The organism is Pseudomonas fluorescens, from assembly GCF_000802965.1.
In the GTDB taxonomy this organism is placed as follows: domain Bacteria; phylum Pseudomonadota; class Gammaproteobacteria; order Pseudomonadales; family Pseudomonadaceae; genus Aquipseudomonas; species Aquipseudomonas fluorescens_A.
Window position 1 is genome coordinate 1 of sequence record NZ_JSAK01000041.1, and the last position, 19,788, is coordinate 19,788.

Below are 19,788 nucleotides of genomic sequence, written 5' to 3' on the forward strand. Positions count from 1 at the left end.
CGCCATCGCCAGCAAGCCGGGCTCCTACAGGTTCTGCGTGGTTCATTTAATAGGGTGTCGAAACGGCAATAAGCCGCTATAAAGCGGGTGACTGTCAATCAAGGCATGACAATGAACCCGTTCGAAGATATGCGTATTTTTTGCCAGGTGATGGACTCGGGCAGCTTCACGGCGGCGGCTGATCAGTTGGGTCTTTCCAAGCAGTTTGTCAGTCGGCGCTTGATGCAACTCGAAGAGCGACTGGGCGTGCGCCTGCTCAATCGCTCGACCCGGCGGCTGGACGTTACGCCCCTGGGGCAGAGTTACTACGAATCGGCCTTGCGCCTGCTGGATGAAGTCGAGCAAGTGGAGCAGGGCATCGCCGGGCAGACCACCGAACCGCGCGGTACTGTCCGCGTAAGTGCGCCGCTGTCATTTGCGCTGGCGCATCTGGGATCTCTGCTGCCGCAGTTCTTGCAGCGCTACCGAGATGTCACGGTGGAAGTGGACTTGAGCGATCGCCCGGTGGATTTGCTCGGCGAAGGCTACGACCTGGCCCTGCGCATCGGCACGTTGGAGGACTCGACGCTGATCGCTCGGCGTATCGCCGCTATCCAGCGTGTCTACTGCGCCAGCCCGGATTACCTGGCCGAGCGAGGCACGCCGCTCAGACCCGAAGATTTACACCATCACGATTGCCTGCCTTACGGCCACGGGCGTCAGGTGCAATGGCGCTTCGAAGGGCAGGGCAAGCCGCTGCTGGTTAACGTCACCGGGCGGATGCGGGTCAACAATGGTGAGCTGCTCAAGGAGGCGGCGATTGCCGGGATGGGGATTACCTATTTGCCGACGTTTATCGTCGACTCGGCACTGGAGGAAGGGCGGCTGGTGCCGGTACTGGAGGCGTTTTGTCCGGAGCCGCTGACGCTGTCGGCGGTGTACCCACAACACCGTCAGGCGTCGCGACCGGTGCAGGCGCTGATTGAGTTTTTGCGGGAGCGCTTGGATCAGTCGGGGAGTGCGTTGTAGATCGGCGGTTCACACGTTCCACTGTAGGAGCGAGCCTGCTCGCGATGGCGCCGGGACATTCGACATTGACGTCGGCTGACCCTCCGCTATCGCGAGCAGGCTCGCTCCCACAGGGATTAGTGCATGTCAGTTGACGCGTTTGTCGTCACCCGGTTCGCCGAGGGCGTGAACGCCGCGATCGTCGCCCACTTCGCCAGCGGTATGCAGGCCTCGGTTGTCGCCTACTTCGCCAGCACGATGAACGCCGTGGTCGTCACCCACTTCGCCGGAGCGGTGAACCCCATTGTCGTCATGCCCGGCCTGGTGAACACCATGGTCGTCGCCCACTTCACCGGATCTATGAACACCGTGATCGTCACCGGGTTCGGAATGGGTGCTACTGCGTCCGGAGGATGAGGCCGTGCTGCTGGAGTGTCCCGAAGCATGGTCGCTACCGGCGTTGCCGCTGCTGCCACTGCCACCGTGACCACTGCCGCTGCCGCCACCATTGCCGCCGCCACTGCCGCCACCACCACTGCCGCCGTGACCGCCTCCGTTGCCGCCACCACCACTACCGCCGCCGCCATGACCGCCACCGCCGCCACCGCCGCCGCCATGGCCGCCACCGCCGCCACCACTGCCGCCACCACCACCGTGGCCGCCACCACCACCACCACCACCGCCGCCACTACCGCCATCTCTGGCTTGAGCGCTCGAAACCCCCGACAAGGTGTCTGGAATCAGTACGGTAGACGCTGACAGAACTGCGCCAATAGCAACAGCCAGCAAAAGCTTGTTCATGTGCATATCGATCTCCGTCTTCTTCATTTGGAACGTTGATAAACCAATGCAACGTGCCGCTTTATTCAGTTGGAAATTCACTTGGAACGTTGGTAAACACCTCAACCTCCTGATTTATTCAGTGGCAATGTCGATAAACCCTGCAACGTCCGGCCAGGCCCCGTTGCAGAGCATCAGTGAATGCTTGAGGCCAGCTCGAAAATCGGGATGTACATGAGGATCACGATGACCCCGATCAGCAGGCCGATGAAGGTCATGAGCAATGGCTCGAACAAGCGCACGAACCATTCGATCCAGCGGCTGATTTCTTCGTCGTAGAAGTCGGCGCTGCGCTCCATCATCTGCCCGAGGTTGCCGGACTGTTCGCCGGCGCGCAGCAGGCGCAGGGACACCGGGGTCACCAGATGATTGAGTTCCAGGGCGGTCGACAAGGATTGCCCCTCGCGCACCCGTTCGCAGGCCTGGTCCAGACGCAATCGGGAGGCCGGGGTGAGCAGGTTGCGGACCATGCCCATGGCGGTGACGAGGGGGATACCGCCTTGCAGCAGAATCCCGAGGGAACGGTAGAACCGCGCCAGTTCGTACATGAAGATGCGTTGGTGCACCGCCGGGAGTTTTTCGATCACGCGATCCAGGCCCCGACGGAAGGAGGGCTGGCGCTGGAGAAAGGCGAGGGCGATGACGATCGTCGCCAGTGCGCCGAAGAATTCACCCTGATGGGCGTGCAGGAACATGCCGCTGCTCATCAGGATCTGCGACAGCCACGGCAGGTTCGAGCCCAGCCCTTCGAACACCAGGCTGAAGCGCGGTACGACGTAGCCCATCAAAAACAACACCACGCCGCCGCCCACCACCAGCAACAGCAGCGGGTAGATCGACGCGCTGACGATCTTCTGGCGAACCTCGTCCATGCGCTGGCGGTAGCTGACATAACGACCCAGGGCTTCGCCCACCGCACCAGTCTTCTCGCTGGACTGCACCAACGCGACGTACAGCGGCGGGAACACCGCCGACAACTGGCCCAATGCCTGGGAAAACGATTTGCCTTCATAAAGCAGGCGCACCAGTTCACTCAGGGTCTTGCGGGCCTGCGGCGCGTTTTCTTTTTCCGCCAGGCTTTCCAGCGCGTCGATCAACGGCAGGCCGGCATTGAGCAGGGTCGTCAGTTCCTGGCTGAACAACACCAGGTTGAACGTCTCGCGCTGCTTGAGGCGCAACGCACGCCAGTGTCGCTCGGCGTGCAGGCTGACCACCCGCAGACCCTGGTCTTCGGCGATGCGCCGGGCCTCGCTGTGGCCGGGCGCCTCGACGGTCATGGACACCACACCGGCCTTGCCTACTGCTTTGAGGTGAAAGCGCATGGTCGCCATTCCCGTTACTGCCAACTGGTGACTTCGGCGTTTTCGCCTTCGCCGCCGGGCTGGCCATCCTTGCCCATGGACAGCAAGTCGTACTCGCCGTTTTCGCCGGGATAGCGGTAGTTGTAGTTACGGCCCCAGGGGTCCTGCGGCAGTTTTTTCTGCAAGTACGGGCCGGTCCAGCGGGTTTCGTCACTGGGTGCGGTGACCAGTGCCTGCAAGCCCTGTTCGGTCGACGGGTAATGACCGACCTCCAGTCGATATAAGTCCAGGGCCTTGCCCAGACCTTCTATTTGCGCCTTGGCCACTTTCACTTCGGAACGGCCCAGTTGGGCGAAATATTTCGGCGCGACGATGCCGGCCAACAGCCCCAGCACCACCAGCACCACCAACAGTTCAAGCAAGGTGAACCCGCGTTGGGATCGAGGAGACGCATCACGCGGGGCGAAGCACGGACGTTGATTCATGATGACCTCACACAGTCGGCAGAAGGGTCGCAACAAGGGCTTATGCAATTGCCATGCAAAGGCCCGCTCATGCTTTTGCCATCCCCCTGGACCGCCCGTGCTACGGGCTTTCGCGCTTTCGGCACAGTGCTTGCGTATGGCTCATCAGCGACCGGCCATTGGGGCATTACCCCCATTTTTCGGGGCCGGCCACGGGAGTCATAACAATGAAAACACTCACCACAGGATTGCTCGGCATGATGCTGCTGGCCGGTGTCGCCCAGGCCGACGTGTTCGTTTCCAAGGACAGCAAGGGCGACTTCGTTTTGTCCAATGTCCACCGCCCCGGTCGCCACTATGAACGGGTGATTCAGGAGCCCACCGCGGCACTGGTCAGCCTCGACCAGCAGCCGCAAATGATCGCCGCGCAACCCTACGCCGAGCTGGTGTCGGCGGCGGCCACGGCCAACGAATTACCGGCGGCACTGCTGCATGCGGTGATCAAGACCGAGTCGGCCTATAACCCCAGCGCCGTGTCGGCCCAGGGTGCCGGTGGCCTCATGCAATTGATGCCCGACACCGCCCGCGAGATGGGCGTGAAAAACGTCTACGACCCCAAGTCGAATATCCAGGGCGGAGCCCGGTATCTGAAGCGCTTGATGACCATGTTCGACAACGACATCGCCCTTGCCGTGGCCGCTTACAACGCCGGGCCGCAAGCGGTGCTCAGCCGTGGCGGAGTGATCCCGCCGTTCGCCGAAACCCAGCGTTATGTGCCCAACGTGCTGCGCCAATACCGGCGCTTGCAGGGGTTGTCGGTGGATGCACCGCTGTGACCGAACAGCTGGGGCGAGTTTCCCCAACATTGGGGCATGGGGGCCCCGGCGAAAAAGTGGGGAATAAGTGGGGAATATCCCCCGATGACTTAACTGGTAACTGTAACTGGTTGAAAAAACGATAGATTTTTTATGGCATACAGATTGCTCTGAGGGACTTGTCGAGAATTATTCCCTGTGAGCACCCACAGCGAGGCCCGTGATCATGACCGGCATTTTTCACGCTCCATCCGTCCTTCCCTGGCTGCTGTTGGCCGCATCGATGCTCGGCATCGAGTTCGCCGAAGCAGCAGCGCGATGTGAGCGCAATCTGGTGGCTAACGTCGTGGCGCTGGACCAGCCGCTGATGTTCAACCGCCTCGGTGCGCAGAACGTCAACGGCATGATGTTCGCCCTGCGCCGCGATGTGGTCGATGACCATGACGTCTCACTCGCCCAGGGAGGTGCGGCGGTACCGGGCAAGGTGTCGCTGCGGCCCGACAAGCGTCCACGTCCGCTGGTGCTGCGGGTGGCCGCCGGTGACTGCCTGACCATCAATCTGCAGAACCTGCTGGCCTATCAGGCCAATCCCGGTTCCCACGACGGTGGCGAGGGAGTGGAGGGCGAGGAAGAAGAGATCGCAATCGGCAATAACCCGAACTTCAAGGTCGACGAGCAAGTCGCCGATCGCCATGTCGGGTTCCAGGTCAACGGCATGCAAGCGGTCAACAGCATCGATGACATCGCTTCGTTCACCGGGCGCAACGCCAACTCCTTGATCGCACCGGGTGCGAGCCGTTCCTACACCCTGTACGCCGAGCGCGAAGGGGTGTTCGCCGCCAGCAGCCGTGGCGCAACCTTCGGTGGCGAAGGTGCAGCCGGCAACGTGGCCAACGGTCTGTTTGGTCAGGTGGTGGTAGTACCCAAGGGCGGTCGCACTTACCGCAACACCGTGACTGAAGAAGAAATGCGCCTGGCCAGTTCCGGCCGTACCCCGGCCGGTCAACCGATCGTCGATTACCAGGCTCGCTATCCACAACGTGAACCATGGGTCCGTGAAGGCAAGGCCGGCACGCCGATCATCAACATGGTCGACGGCAACGAAATCATTTCCAGCGAGAGCGACGCGATCGTCATGGGCAGCAACGCCGATGGCAGCTTCGCGCCTTCGACGTATCCGCTGGAAGCCGTGGGCAAACGCAACCCGGCGATCCCCAATCGGCTTGAGCCGTTCCGCGATTTCGCCTCGCAGTTCCAGGATGAAACCGCAGCGACCCAGGCGTTCCCCGCTTACTGGGCCGACCCGGTGATGGCCCACGTGCTGGAGCCGACCCGCGACTCGTTCATGATCAACTATGGCTCCGGCGGCATGGGCGCCGAAGTGGTGGCCAACCGTCTCGGCGTAGGCCCGATGCACGATTGCCTGTCCTGCGCCTATGAAGAATTTTTCCTCAGCTCCCACACCGTTGGCGACGTGGCGATGCTGGTGGACGTACCGGCCAACGCCGGCCTGGAAGGCATCACCCCCGGCCAGACGCCGAACGCCGATCAGGTGGGCGTCAAGGCGACCATGGCGCTGTATCCGTCCGAGCCGTCCAACGTCAACCACAGCTACATCGGTGACTTCGTCAAATTCCGCAACACCCACAACGGCCATGAGCAGCACATCTTCCACTTGCACGGGCATCAGTGGCTGTTCAACCCCAACGACGACAACTCCGACTACGTGGACGCCCAAGGCATCGGCCCGGGCGCCGGCTACACCTACGAAATAGCCAACGGCGGTTCGGGCAACCGTAACCGGGTAGCGGGCGATGCGATCTACCACTGCCACTTCTACCCGCACTTCGCCCAAGGCATGTGGGCCATGTGGCGGGTGCACGACGTGTTTGAAGAAGGCACCAAACTCGAAGTGTCGCAACAGGGCGACGACGGTTTCCACAGCGAACCTTATGCCCTGCGCAGCGGTAAACCCGCCGCCGGCGCACGGGCCTTGCCCGACGGTGAAATCGTTGCCGGTACGCCGATTCCTGCGGTGGTGCCGCTGCCTGGCAAAGCCATGGCACCGATGCCAGGCAAAGTCGCGGTCGTACCGAAAATCGGCGAAACCCTGGTGGCGGCCAACGACGATGACGATGAAGAAGAGGACGACGATGACGGCGAGCACCATGGCGGCAGCGGTGGCGCCCAGGCTATCGGCTCCCTGGCTCTGGTGGATCGCAGCGAAGCCAATCGCAACGCCGATGGCACCCTGAAAAACCCTGGCTATCCATTCTGGATCGGCGGCATGGAAAGCTCGGTCGGCCAACGCCCACCGACCCCACCGCTGGACATGCTCGACGCCGCCACGGCGCAAGCCTTGAAAGCCACGGGCAAAGCCTTGTGGGCCAACCTTGACCCGGCTCAGTCCGGTGGCTGGGACGGTGGTTTGGGACGTCACGCGCTGGACGGCGTGTCTGCCGGTGGTGAAGCCGAGACCATTACCACCTCGCTGGATTTCTCCAAAACGGTGACACGCGCCAAGCCGATTTACCTGCCGGAAGAGGGCACCGAAGTCGAGCAAGCGGCGATGGCGTTCCATGCCAAAAAGGACCACCCAAGCTTCGCCTTGCTGCCGGGTAATCAAATCGTTGCCCGTGCCTTCCGCACCAACGGCGCCTTGCCGATGGCCGGTGCGCCGTACTACGAGCCCTGCATGGACGACCGGCAGAAACGCCTGACCAGCAGCGCCGGCACCGGTGAGTTTGCCAGCGGCGAGCGGGTCGACGGCATGTCCTTCATCGGTTCGTCGACCTTCACCGCTGACCGTCCGCGCATCTATAAAGCGGCCAACATCCAGTTCGACGCGGTCTACAACAAGGTCGGCTACCACTTCCCGCAAGCGCGCATTCTGGCGCTCTGGGAAGACGCCTGGCCAGTGATCACCAAGCAGCGTCCGCCAGAACCTTTGGTGATGCGCATGAACACCTTCGACTGCGTGCAATACCAGCAAACCAACCTGGTGCCGGCCACCTATGAGATGGACGACTATCAGGTGCGCACGCCGACCGACGTGATCGGCCAGCACATTCACTTGCCGAAGTGGGACCTGGTGTCGGCCGATGGTTCGTCCAACGGCTGGAACTACGAGGACGGCGTCCTTTCCCCAGGTGCGGTGCAAGAACGCATCCACGCCATCCGCGAGTTCAACCAGTGCGAAGGCACCGATCCGCGTGACGGCACACCGGCCTGCCCGAAAGCCAAAAACCACCCGTACTTCGGTCAATATGGCCGGGCTGACTGGGTCGGTGCCCGTACCGCGGTGCAACGCTGGTTCGTCGATCCGGTGGTGAATGCCAAAGGCGTCGACCGTGGCCTGGGTACCATTTTCACCCACGACCACCTCGGCCCATCGACTCACCAACAGATTGGCCTGTACGCCACCGTACTGGCTGAACCGGCCGGTTCCACCTGGTTCCATGCCGAAACCGGCGAGCCGTTATACAGCGGCGCGCGTCAGGACGGCGGGCCGACTTCGTGGCAAGCGGTGATTAATACCGGTGACATCGACGGCGATGGCAAGAACGACAGCTTCCGTGAGTTCTTCCTCGAGTACAGCGACTTCCAGCACGCCTATGAAGCCGGTGTGTACGTCGGCGCAGGCCCGGACGGCAAGCCGAATGCACAAGCCTTCCCGGCCACGGCGGACAGCTTCCGCTACGCCATCAACCCGCCTGTGCGTAACAACGCCAGTACCTTGCTGGACGGTGTTCTGGAAGTGCAGGGCGGGATGGTGCCAGGTTGCCCGACCCGGCCATGCCCGCAAGCGATCTCGGTGGATGACCCTGGCATGTTCGTGGTCAATTACCGCAACGAACCGCTGGCCCTGCGGGTGTACGACCCGAACAAGGTCGGCCCGGACGGCAAGCGCGGCATGCAGGCCGACGGCCTCGGCGGCGACCTCGCGTACGCCATGCAAAGCCGTACCGACCGTGCCATCCCGGCGATGAACCTGGCGCCGAACCTGATCACCGCCGCCACCGGCCCTACCGGCGGCACCACGCTGTTCCCGCCGCACATCAACAAGGGCGGCGCCGAACCTGGCGATCCGTTCACCCCGATGCTGCGTACCTACACCGGCGACAACGTGCGGCTGCGGGTGCATGCCGGTGGTCATGAAGAGGAACACAACGTCACCCTGCACGGCGTGAAGTGGCTGCAAAGCGGTTCCGGTTTCGGCAACAGCTCCAACTCCGGCTGGCGCGCGTCGCAGATGATCGGCATCTCCGAGCAGATGGGTTTCAATGCGCCAGTGTCGATGATGTCCAGTTCGGCGGCGACCACGGGTGACTACCTGTACTCGATGGATGCCTCGATTGAAGGTTACTGGAGCGGTATCTGGGGCGTGATGCGCAACTACACGGCGCAACGCAGCGATCTGTTCGCGCTGCCGAACAACGCCAAGCCAACCGGGATGCGCAACACCGTGGCCTTCGAGGGCATATGCCCAAGGATCGGAGCGAACCCCAATGGCATCGGCACCCGGCCGACCCCGCAACGCAATTATGAAGTGGTCGCGGCGCTGGCCAACGACATCCTCACCAACCCGTTGGGTCTGACCATCGGTGACCCGGCGGGACTCGGCCAGCATGTTGGCGGGCCGTTGAATCCGGCGGGCGGCACCCTGGTGCTCAACTCGCGGACCGTGAGCATTCCGCAGGTCACCGTAGTCGACCCTGAAGACGGTGAAACCATCACCATCGGCGGGCAAAGCGGGCCGCTGCATGACCCGACCGCGATCCTGTATGTGCGCAAGGCCGACCTCGACCCAACCACCGGCAAGCTCAAACCCGGTGTACCTGTCGAACCGCTGGTGCTGCGCGCAGCGGCCGGTGATTGCATCAACGTCACCCTGGAAAACCGTCTGCCGAGCGTCATGCCAGACCTGACCCAGACCGCGGTGATGCAAGGCATGGTCAAACGCGATCGCAACAGCGGCACCGGTTCGACCACCTTCAGCAACAACCTGATGCGGCCGTCGAGCCACGTGGGTCTGCACGCGCAACTGCTGGCGTACGACATCACCAAATCCGACGGCACCAACGTCGGCGCCAACCCGACCCAGACCGTGCCACCGCGTGTCGGCAGCAGCGGTGCTTACCCGACCCGTACCTATCAGTACTACGCCGGGCACCTGGAGCGTGAAGGCAAACCGATCACCCAACTGGGGCGCAACGTCGACAACATCAATGCCACGGCGATTGAGTTCGGCGGCTTGAACATCACCCCGGCAGACGTGATCAAGCAGTCGCAAAAAGGCCTCGCCGGCGCGATGAGCATCCTGCCGATCGGCGCCACCTGGGTTGATGACACGCGCAAAGTGAATGCGACGGTGACCGCACCGGGGCAAACCACCTACCGTGACTTTGCGATGGTCTGGCAAAAAGCCTTGAACACTCGTTGGGCCAACGGTCGGCCAGTGGAAGGAATTGCTGCGGAAGGCTTCGGCGTGCCGACCGATCCGCAGGACAACTCCAGCATGGCCATCAACTACAAGACCGAACCGCTGTGGTATCGCTTCGGCCTGGCGCCGGATGCACCGTTCGGCCATGCCGACGGCGCAGGCTACGGCGACATGGTGAATGCGCACATGGCCTACAGCAACGCGCTGGTGGGCGGTGATCCGCAAACACCGGTGCTGTACGCCAAACCGGGGCAACCGTTCCGTACGCACATCCTGATGCCTACCGGCGGCAGTCGCGGTTCGACCTTCCAGCTTGACGGGCACGTCTGGTCGAACAACCCGTTCCTGTCGGAGAAGAGCGATACCGGTGGCTATCCAATGGGCACCCCTGGCGTGGGCTCGGTGAAATTCGGCTACAACCCGATGTCGATGTACATCGGCGCCCGCGAGAGCGTCCTGCCGGCCGCGCACTTCAGTTTCATGCTGCCAAGCGCCGGGGGTGTCAACGCGATACCGGGTGACTACCTGTTCCGTGACTACGGTGCCTATGGCAACACCTCCGGGTTGTGGGGGCTGTTGCGGGTGACCAATGAACCGGAACCGGCACCGGTGCCGTAGGCCACAGCGGGTAGAGATGGAGCAACTGATGATCTGTGGCGAGGGAGCTTGCTCCCGCTTGAGTGCGTAGCACTCACAAAATATGCATTGACTGCAAAAGTTTTGGGGCCGCTACGCAGCCCAGCGGGAGCAAGCTCCCTCGCCACAGAGTCAGGCATTGCTCCTGGATAGGCAGACACAGATCTGAAGGGGAGTCTGGACATGAACAGGACCATCAAAATCGCCAGTGTTGCGCTGACCCTCGGGGTTGCGTTGATCTGGGTGGGGGTATGGCGCACGTCGCCACCGGCCATGCTCAGCGACGTTGCGCTACCCAACACCTGGAGCGGCCAGACCCTTGAACGCGACGGCGTGTCGGTGGCACTCGAAGTGCGGCCGTTGAGCGAAGGCGGGGTGTTGCGCGAGGGTGAGTTTGCCGATGTGCGTTTTCGGGTGACTGACAAAGCGTCGGGCCAACCGCTGGCGGGCGTTGCCCCCGGCGCCTGGATCGATCCGGAAACCGTCGCCGCCGACCAGGCCCAGGGCCGCGAACAGAGCTGCAAATCCCGGGTCGGGGTGTTCCTCAAATCGAGTATCGGCGCACGGCCGCTGCTCGACCTCAACAGCTACTTCCTGATGGTGATGAACCGCGATGCCAGCGTCTCGGTGGTGGACCCGTCGGTCTCGGTGGGCGGCATCACCAGCACCATGACCCGCATCGATATCAAGCAACCGCCCATGGATTGGGTGACCCCAAGGGACAACAAACGGGTATTCGTGTCGATGCCGACGGCGGGCGAAGTCGCGGTGATCGACAGTGAACAATTCAAACTGCTCGACTCGGTAGCGGCGGGTAGCAATCCGGTGCGTGTGGCGATGCAACCGGACGAGCGCCTGTTGTGGGTCGGCAACAATGCCACGGCGGTGGAGCAATCCGGGGTCACGGTGATCGACACCCGCAGCCTGAAAACCCTCAAGCACCTGGCCACCGGCAGCGGCCACCACGAAATCGCCTTCAGCAAGGACAGCCGCTTTGCCTTTGTCACCAACCGCGACGACGGCACCCTGAGCATCATCGATGTCGCCACGTTGACCATCAGCAAACAGCTCAAGACCGGTTCGCACCCGTTGTCGGTGGTGTACTCGCCGCTGTCCGGCGCCGCGTATGTGGCGGATGGCAAGGACGGCACGGTCACCGTGGTCGATGCCGCCAACCAGTCGGTACGGCGGGTGATCAAGATCAAGCAGGGCCTCGGCCCGATGGGCTTCAGCGCCGACGGGCGTTTCGGCATCGTGCTCAACACCCTGGAGAACCAGGCCTTTGTGATCGACGCCGCCAACGATTCGTTGATCCATGAACTGGACGTGTCCGCCGAACCCTATCAAGTGGTGTTCACCAAGGCCTATGCCTACGTGCGCGGACTGGCATCGGCCAAGGTCACGATGATCAACCTTTCGTCCCTCGGCGAAGGTCGCACGCCGATCAGCCAGGGTTTCGAAGCCGGGCCGCAACCGCCCCGGCTGGCCGGTGACCTGCCGCTGGCATCGAGCCTGGCGGTGTCGCGGGACGACAACGCGGTGTTCGTGGTCAACCCGGTGGACAACACCACCTATTTCTACGCCGAGGGCATGAACGCGCCGATGTCCGGCTACCCCAATCGCGGGCAAGTGGCGCGGGCGGCGCTGGTCATCGACCGCAGCCTGCGCGAAATCGAGCCGGGGCTGTACAGCTCACGGATCAAGCTGCCGCCGGCCGGACGTTTCGACGTGGCGTTCCTGCTCAATCAGCCGAACATCATCCATTGCTTCAGCGCCGTGGTTGAGGCCAACGACAAGCTCGCCCCTGTCGCTGGCGTGCCGAAAGTCGAGTTCATGCTCGACAAAACCACCGCTGCGCTGGGTAGCCCGTATGTCGTGCGCTTTCGCATCGTCCAGGGCAAACAGAAGGTCCAGCGCAGCGGGGTCAAGGACGTTGAGGTGCGCTACTTCCTGGCGCCGAGTTCACGGCCTCAGCACGTCGCGGCACTGGACGTCGGCAATGGAGTTTATGAAGCCCCGGTCACGCTTGACCAAAAAGGCGCCTGGTACCTGCACGTGCGTGCGGCATCCCTGGGTGCGAATTTCGACGATCAGACTTTTGCCAGCGTTCGGGTAACCCCAGGCGTTGCTCATTGAAGAGGACATCGACATGAACCGATTTGCACATCATGGACTGCTGACGCTCTGCCTGTTGGCCGTCGGTATTGGCCAAGCCCTGGCTCATTCGACGGATGAGCACGCCGGGCACAACGCGGCGGCCAAAAGCGCCAGCTCGGAGAAAGCCCAGGTCAAATTCGCCGACGTGGCGCTGGTGGATCAGAACGGCAAAACCGTGCGCCTGGAAAAAGACCTGGTCAGCAACAAGATCGTGGTCATGAGCTTCATCTACACCAGCTGCACCACGGTTTGCCCGGTGGTGTCCTCGATCATGGGCAAGGTGCAGAAACAGTTGGGTGCGCGGGTCGGCACCGAGGTGCAACTGGTGTCGATCAGCATCGACCCGCAACGCGACGACGCCAAACGCCTGAATGATTATGCCCGCGCGTTCCAGAACGGCCCGGGCTGGAGCTGGCTGACCGGTTCCACCCAGTCGGTCAACGAAACCCTCAAGGGCCTCGGCAGTTTCAGCGGTGACTTCAAGAACCACGCGCCGCTGATTCTGGTGGGCGATGGCAACAACCGGCACTGGACCCGCTACTACGGCTTCACCGACCCGGCGGTGTTGAGCCGTGAAGTCGAGAAGCTCAGCGGTGAGCGCAACACCCACGCCAAGCACACAGCCATTGCCATGGAGCATCAGCCATGAGACTCCTCGACTGGATCACCCTGAGCTTTTGCTTTTGCATTTTCAGTGCGGTGGCGTTCGCCCATGAAGGCCACCAGGAACCGGCGCCTGCGGTGGAGGCAACCGCTACGGCGCAGCCCGCCAGCGGCACCCGCGATGCGAAAACCTGGTTCACCGACACGCCGTTGCAGGATCAGAACGGCAACACCCTGCGTTTCTACAGTGACGCGCTGCAGAACCGCGTGGTGCTGCTCAATGTGATTTTCACCAGCTGCAACGATGCTTGCCCGTTGATCACCCAAAAGCTCAAGGAAGTGCGCGAAGTGTTGGGCGACAAGGCGGACGGCATCACCTTTATTTCCCTTACCAGTGATCCGCTGCGGGACACCCCGGCGGTGCTCAAGGCTTACACCTTGAAACAGGGCGTCGATGAGCCCCACTGGCTTTTTCTTACCGGCGACAAGGCGCAGATGGACCTGGTCCTGGGCCGGATCGGCCAGATCGTGCCGACGCCTGAGCAACACTCCACGCAGTTGATCGTCGGCGACGTGGCGAACAAACGCTGGAGCAAAATCCGTCCCGATGCCCCGGCCGCGGCCATTGCTCAGCGCTTGCAGTTGCTGACAATGCCTGTGGTCGGTCGCTGAGCGCGCGCCATGAAAAACGCCCTCATCCCCGGACTGTTCGCACTCAGTCTACTGATCCTCTTCAGTGCCAGCCTGAGCGTCTACGCGTTGCCGCTCAGTCCCAGCGAAAGCGCAGGCAAACGTTTGTACCGCGAGGGGGTGTCGGCGAGCGGTGAGCCGGTCATGGCCCGAATCGGCGCGACCGGCATGTTGATGCCGGCCACCAGCCTGCCGTGCGCCAACTGCCATGGCGCCGATGGTTCAGGGCGACCTGAAGGCGGGGTGCGGCCGCCGGACCTGAACTGGTCGCGACTCTCCAGCACCTATGGGCAGCAGCAAATCAATGGGCGTGCGTACCCGGCCTACACCGATGGCACGTTGGCGCGGGCGATCCAGGAGGGCCGCGACCCGGCGAACAATCGCCTCGACCCGGCGATGCCCCGGTTCGTGCTGTCGAGCAAGGATCAACACAACCTCACGGCGTACCTCAAGCGCCTGGCCGATGACCGCGATCCAGGCCTGAGCGCCGACAGTCTGCACCTGGGAACGCTGTTGCCGAGTACGGGCTCGTTGCGCGACGAGGGCGCCACCGTCGCGGCGGTGCTCAAGGGCTGCGTGATGCGCATCAACGAAGCCGGTGGGATTCACGGCCGGCAGTTGCGCCTGACCATCCTCGATCCCGGGCCGGACCGCGTCAGCGCCGAGCGGGCCTTGGATGAGTTGATTGAACAAGAGCAAGTGTTCGCCCTGGTCGCACCGCTGGCGCCGGCGCTCGATTCGGAACTGGCGTCGCGCCTGGAACAGGCCGGTGTGCCGCTGATCGGGCCGCTGTCGTTGCAAGGCTCGGCCCAGGTCAGTCGGCAAATCTTCGAACCGCTGCCGGGCCTGCGCGAGCAAATGATTGCCCTGGCCAATTACGCCGCGACCAGTTTGCGCGTGCTGCAGGGGCCGACGCTGATCGCCTATCCGAATGAACCGGGGCAACGGCAGGCGGCGGAGAAACTTGCGCAATACCTGCAAGACAATTCCTGGCAGAAAGTACGCCTGCAAGCCTACGAATCGGCGCAGGACGAACTGCCGTTGGGCTCGCGTTCGGTGTTCTACATGGGCAGCAGCGGCGGCTTCAGTCATCTCGCCGAACGCTTGCAGACAGCAGGGCAGGTGCCTTACTTGTTCGCTGCCTCGAATCAGGTAGCGGGTGATCTGCTGCAAGTGCCCAGCGGGTTTTCCCGGCGGGTGTTCCTGGCTTATCCGTTCGTGCCCAGCGACTGGACGATGGCCGGGCGCCTGGCCCTGACCCAATTGCGCCAACGGCAGAAACTCGGTGGTGAGCACGCGGTCCTGCAAGTCGGCGCATTCAGTTCAATGATGCTGCTTAGCGAAGGCATGAAGCAGGCCGGGCGCGACGCCAGCCGCGAGAAACTGGTCAGCGCCCTGGAAGGCTTGCATGACTTCGATACCGGGCTGACCCCGCTGATCAGCTTCGGACCGGGCCGACGCCTGGGCCTGAGTGGCGCCCATGTGGTCACGGTGGACTTGCCCGACCAGCGCTTCTATCTGGTTGCCCCTTATAAACCCGTTGCCGCCATGCCCTGACGGAGGCTGAACATGAAACTCAATTCTCTGCTGGTCCTGTTGATGTTGTGGGTGCCCGCCGCGTTTTGCAGCAATGGGCCGGCCGTGGCCCGGGTCAATGGCGAGGAAATTTCCCAACTGCGCCTGGAGCGTTACTTCGCCGAATACCTGGAGGATCAGGGCCGGGCGGTCGCGAGCATTCGCAACCCCAAGGCGTACCAGCAATTGCGCAAGTCTGCCCTGGATGCCTTGATCGACAAGGAGTTGCTGTGGCAGGAAGCGCTCAAGCGCGGGGTGGTGATCAGCGACGCCACGGTGCAGAGCCAGGTCGATCAGACGCGCCAGGCCTTCGGCGGTGCCGACGTGTTCGCCCGGCGTCTGGAAGACGCCGGTTTCGATGAGGCCAGCTATGCCGAATACACCCGCCGGGAGCTGGCGGCCCAGCAGGTTTTTGCCGATCTCACCAAACTCGGCGAGCCAGACGAGAAGCAAGTACGGGCGTTTTTCGAAGAGCACCGTGCAGAGATGAGCCGGCCGGAGGAGGTGCAGGTCAGGCATATCCTGATCAAAGTGCCTCAGGGTGCGGAGGCTTCCACTGTCGAAGCAGCGCGACTACGCTTGGAGGCAATGCGTACCACTATCAACAAGGGCGCAGATTTTGCCAGCGTTGCCCGCAGTGGTTCCGAAGACGCTTCGGCCAGCGAGGGCGGTGACCTGGGGTATTTCCCGCGTGGGCGCATGCTGCCGGAGTTCGATAAGGCTGCGTTTGCCCTGGCACCGGGTGAGGTCAGTGAACCGGTGCGCACAGCGGTTGGATGGCACCTGATTTATTTACAGAACCGACTGGAGGCCGCCGATGTCACAGAGGAACAGGGACTTGATATGGTCAGGGCATACCTTGCCCGACAGAACCAGGTTCAGGTTCGTCTACGGGTTCTGGCGCAGTTGCGCTCGAGCAATCGCATCGAGCGGATTGACGATGAATGAACCCTTCCCCAATAGTGGGGGAAAGCTTCCATGCAATGCCGTTCGCTTTTCCCCGTTTTTGGGGGGTGGGGGACGTGGTCAAAAAGAGATTGTTTTTAAAATCAGGGACATGAAGCAATAAACCAACCGGCGCTCAGCCTGGCATGAAGTGTGCGTTAGACCTATCAAGGCGCGCACTCCGCCAGGTTCGGTATTCGGACCTGCGGTTTCAAGGAGTCCACCTTGTTAAACAAAGTACTGGTTGTTGAAGACGAACAGCTGCTAGCGGAAAACCTCCAGGGTTACCTGCAGGCGCAAGCACTGGAAGTCCGGATAGCTCACAACGGTGAATCGGCGATTGGCGAAGCCAAAGACTTTTCACCCGATGTGATGGTGTTCGATTACCGCTTGCCCGATATGGAAGGCTTTCAGGTGCTCGATGCCGTCCGCCAGAACAGGAACTGTCATTTTGTGCTGATCACAGGGCATCCAACCGCAGAAGTTTGCGAGCGGGCCCGGCAACTGGGAGTCAGCCACATCCTGTTCAAACCTTTTCCGATGGCGGAATTGGCCCGTGCAGTGCTTGATCTTCTGGGAAGGCAGCGCGAACCCAAAGCGGGTGTGAGCAGCTCCGAAGGATTCGTCGAACGACGCCAGAGCAGGACCGAAAATTTCCCGCTGCAGTTGTACGACGGTAGTTGGGTGCTTGCAGATCGACGAAGAAGTTCGACCTCCAAGACGCCAGACAACGAACAATTGCTCACCGGGGAGTAGTGGCGCGACAAGACGTTCCGGCCTCCACCGAAACAGCTCGCCGCGCCGACAGGGCCAAAAGCCCCGGGCGTTGGAGAGCAAGCCATGGACCGTCTATCCGTTGTCGTCGAACCGTCGCTGCTGGAGTCTGTACCTACCCGGTTTTCCAGTGAGCAGTTGGCCCAGGCTCGGGTACTGGCCGCCAGTTCTGGCGAGCGAGTCCTCAATGCCCTCGGGGAACTGTGCGAACTGGCTCCCATGCCCTTCATCCAGTGCCTCGGCACGACCCTGCATTATCCGGTGCTCGACACCGACAGCCTGTTTCAAGCCACCCCGGTATTCGACCGGGTCACCCTGGCCCAGTGCCTCAAGCGCGAATTCACCCTGCTGCGTCACAACGATGAGGTCATTGGCGTATTCGCTGACCCCTTCGACACTGCACGCCTGGCCTGGATCGACGATTGCCTGCACGGCGCGCCGCTGTACCTGGTGCATGCCGACGACCTGAAAGCCTACCTGGCGCGCCACGAAGAGAGCTTCCACGCGGTGGAATCGCTCAACGCCCAGGCCGACGCCAATACCGAAATCGACAACCTGCAAAGCCTGTCCCTGACCAGCATCAGCGAAGACTCCAGCGTGGTGGTCAAACTGGTCAACTCGACCCTGTACGACGCCTTGAAAATGCACGCCAGTGACATCCACCTGGGCACCACCGGCAGCGGTCTGGTGATCAAGTACCGTATCGATGGCGTGTTGAACAACATCAGCAAAATCCAGGGCAGCGAATTCGCCGAACAGGTGATCTCCCGGGTCAAGGTCATGGCTGAACTGGACATCGGCGAAAAACGCGTGCCCCAGGACGGTCGCTTCAAAATCGGCATCAGCGGCCGGCAGATCGACTTCCGGGTGTCAATCATGCCGAGCATTTTCGGCGAAGACGCGGTGCTGCGGGTGCTCGACAAACAGGACCTGGCGGACAAAGTCAGCGGCGTGCAGTTGCAAGCCCTGGGCTTCGAAGACGAAACCCTGCGCCAACTGCGCCGTCTCGCCGCCGAACCCTACGGCATGGTGCTGGTTACCGGGCCTACCGGCAGCGGCAAGACCACCACGCTGTACGCGATGATCACCGAGATCAACCACGGCGTGGACAAGATCATCACCATTGAAGACCCGGTGGAATACCAACTGCCGGGCGTGCTGCAAATCCCCGTCAACGAGAAAAAAGGCCTGACCTTCGCCCGGGGCTTGCGCTCGATCCTGCGCCATGACCCGGACAAGATCATGGTCGGGGAAATCCGCGACCCCGACACCGCCCAGATCGCCGTGCAATCGGCACTCACCGGGCACCTGGTTTTCACCACCATCCACGCCAACAACGTGTTCGACGTGATTGGTCGCTTCACCCAGATGGAAATCGACCCTTACAGCCTGGTCTCCGCGCTCAACGCCGTGCTGGCCCAGCGCTTGATTCGCCTGGTGTGCAGCAGTTGCAGCAGCACCTACACCCCGACAGATGAAGAGCTGGAAGCCTCGGGGCTCGATCCGCAAAACGTTGCGCATTACCACTTCGTCCACGGCAAAGGCTGCGGTCATTGCCGCGGCACCGGTTACCGCGGACGCAGCGCCATCGCCGAGTTGCTGCACCTGGATGACGAACTGCGGCAAATGATCGTCGAGCGCCAACCCATTTCGAAAATCAAGGCCCACGCCTGCAAACGTGGTTTGCGCCTGCTGCGCGAATCGGCGCTGGAACTGGTGCAACACGGCCGGACTACTCTCGAGGAGATCAATCGTGTCACTTTTATCTCGTGAGCGTTATGTCGCCGTCCTCGGCGCCAACGGTGTCGGCCTCGGCCAGCGGCAGGGCAGTGAAACCCTGTGGCTGGGCAGCGTCGGCTTCATCGACGAAGGCTTCCATGGCTGGGCCGTGGGCCTGGAAACCCTCGACCGTCTGCTGGGTGAACATGCCGGTGCCGGTGCGGAATTGACCGTGGTGGTTTCCGGTCACTTCAGCCGGTTCTGCCTGGTGCCCTGGAGCGAACAAATCAGCAGCCCGGACGAACTGCTCGGGTTTGCCCAACTGTGCTTCGAAGACCTCTACGGTGTGCCGACTCAACCCTGGAGCCTGGTGCTTTCGGCCGAACCTGCCGGCTACGACCGCGTCGCGACGGCATTGCCGCAAGACCTGCTGGACCGTCTGCGTACCCTGGCCAGCGGTCGTGGCCTGCGCCTGCGCTCGGTGCAGCCGTACTTGATGGCGGCGTTCAACCATTTCGATAAAAGCTTCGGCGCCGGCGACTTCCTGTTCGTCGTCGCCGAACCGGTGCGTAGCGTGATGCTGGTGGCGCGCGAAGGGCGCTGGACATCGGTGCGTTCGGTGGGCAGCAGCGACAGCGATGCCGCACTGACCGCGCTGATCGGTCGTGAAAGCCAATTGCAGGCCTCGTCCAGCGAGCGGCCGCTGAACGTTTACCTGCATGCGCCGGCGCGCATCGACTCGCACCCTGAAGTGCCAGGTGTGCACCTGCGCACCCTCGAAGAGGACCGGACAGCCGTACACGATTGCCTGTACGTCATGTCCCGGGCGGTGGCCTGAC

14 protein-coding genes are annotated in these 19,788 nt (G+C 62.3%); 11 read left to right on the forward strand and 3 right to left on the reverse strand.

Translation table 11 applies throughout. The features are described from left to right. Positions 1-111 precede the first annotated feature (111 nt). Positions 112-1,008, forward strand: coding sequence for a LysR family transcriptional regulator (locus NL64_RS27610; RefSeq protein ID WP_034151235.1), 897 nt, complete (start codon positions 112-114; stop codon positions 1,006-1,008). 126 nt (positions 1,009-1,134) lie between these two features. Here the strand turns inward: NL64_RS27610 and NL64_RS30835 are convergent, their stop codons facing one another. The 3 genes from NL64_RS30835 to gspG form a co-directional block, all read right to left on the reverse strand. Further along, positions 1,135-1,794, reverse strand: coding sequence for a hypothetical protein (locus NL64_RS30835; RefSeq protein ID WP_034151236.1), 660 nt, complete (start codon positions 1,792-1,794; stop codon positions 1,135-1,137). 167 nt (positions 1,795-1,961) lie between these two features. Beyond that, positions 1,962-3,149, reverse strand: a complete 1,188-nt coding sequence (locus tag NL64_RS27620; RefSeq protein ID WP_034151237.1) for a type II secretion system F family protein — start codon at positions 3,147-3,149, stop codon at positions 1,962-1,964. A 14-nt stretch (positions 3,150-3,163) separates the two neighbouring features. Continuing rightward, positions 3,164-3,613 (reverse strand): type II secretion system major pseudopilin GspG, encoded by a 450-nt coding sequence (gene gspG, locus NL64_RS27625; protein WP_034151238.1) that lies wholly within the window; start codon positions 3,611-3,613, stop codon positions 3,164-3,166. 206 nt (positions 3,614-3,819) lie between these two features. Between gspG and NL64_RS27630 the strand changes: the two genes are divergently transcribed. From NL64_RS27630 to NL64_RS27675, 10 genes are all read left to right on the forward strand, one after another. Then, a complete protein-coding gene (locus NL64_RS27630; RefSeq protein ID WP_034151239.1) occupies positions 3,820-4,428 on the forward strand; it encodes a lytic transglycosylase domain-containing protein in 609 nt (202 codons plus the stop codon). A 205-nt stretch (positions 4,429-4,633) separates the two neighbouring features. Further along, positions 4,634-10,468: a manganese-oxidizing multicopper oxidase MnxG gene (gene mnxG, locus NL64_RS27635; RefSeq protein WP_034151240.1), complete on the forward strand. Its 5,835-nt coding sequence runs from the start codon at positions 4,634-4,636 to the stop codon at positions 10,466-10,468. Positions 10,469-10,669: 201 nt separating this feature from the next. After that, positions 10,670-12,622 carry a YncE family protein gene (locus NL64_RS27640; protein ID WP_034151241.1) on the forward strand — a complete coding sequence of 651 codons (1,953 nt, stop codon included), beginning with the start codon at positions 10,670-10,672 and terminating at the stop codon, positions 12,620-12,622. Between the two features lie 13 nt (positions 12,623-12,635). Continuing rightward, entirely contained in the window at positions 12,636-13,292 is a 657-nt protein-coding gene (locus NL64_RS27645) for an SCO family protein (RefSeq protein WP_034151242.1), read from the forward strand. Further along, on the forward strand, positions 13,289-13,918 hold the full coding sequence (locus tag NL64_RS27650) for an SCO family protein (protein WP_034151243.1): 630 nt from the start codon (positions 13,289-13,291) through the stop codon (positions 13,916-13,918). Before NL64_RS27645 ends, NL64_RS27650 begins: the two co-directional genes overlap by 4 nt. Positions 13,919-13,927: 9 nt before the next feature. Continuing rightward, positions 13,928-15,493: a cytochrome c/ABC transporter substrate-binding protein gene (locus NL64_RS27655; protein ID WP_034151244.1), complete on the forward strand. Its 1,566-nt coding sequence runs from the start codon at positions 13,928-13,930 to the stop codon at positions 15,491-15,493. A 12-nt stretch (positions 15,494-15,505) separates the two neighbouring features. Beyond that, positions 15,506-16,459, forward strand: a complete 954-nt coding sequence (locus tag NL64_RS27660) for a peptidylprolyl isomerase (protein WP_034151245.1) — start codon at positions 15,506-15,508, stop codon at positions 16,457-16,459. Between the two features lie 222 nt (positions 16,460-16,681). Further along, positions 16,682-17,212: a response regulator gene (locus NL64_RS27665; protein WP_034151246.1), complete on the forward strand. Its 531-nt coding sequence runs from the start codon at positions 16,682-16,684 to the stop codon at positions 17,210-17,212. 84 nt (positions 17,213-17,296) lie between these two features. Continuing rightward, on the forward strand, positions 17,297-19,003 hold the full coding sequence (locus NL64_RS27670) for a GspE/PulE family protein (protein ID WP_034151247.1): 1,707 nt from the start codon (positions 17,297-17,299) through the stop codon (positions 19,001-19,003). Next, positions 18,984-19,787 carry a hypothetical protein gene (locus tag NL64_RS27675; protein ID WP_034151248.1) on the forward strand — a complete coding sequence of 268 codons (804 nt, stop codon included), beginning with the start codon at positions 18,984-18,986 and terminating at the stop codon, positions 19,785-19,787. The genes NL64_RS27670 and NL64_RS27675 overlap by 20 nt, the downstream gene beginning before the upstream one ends. Position 19,788 lies beyond the last annotated feature (1 nt).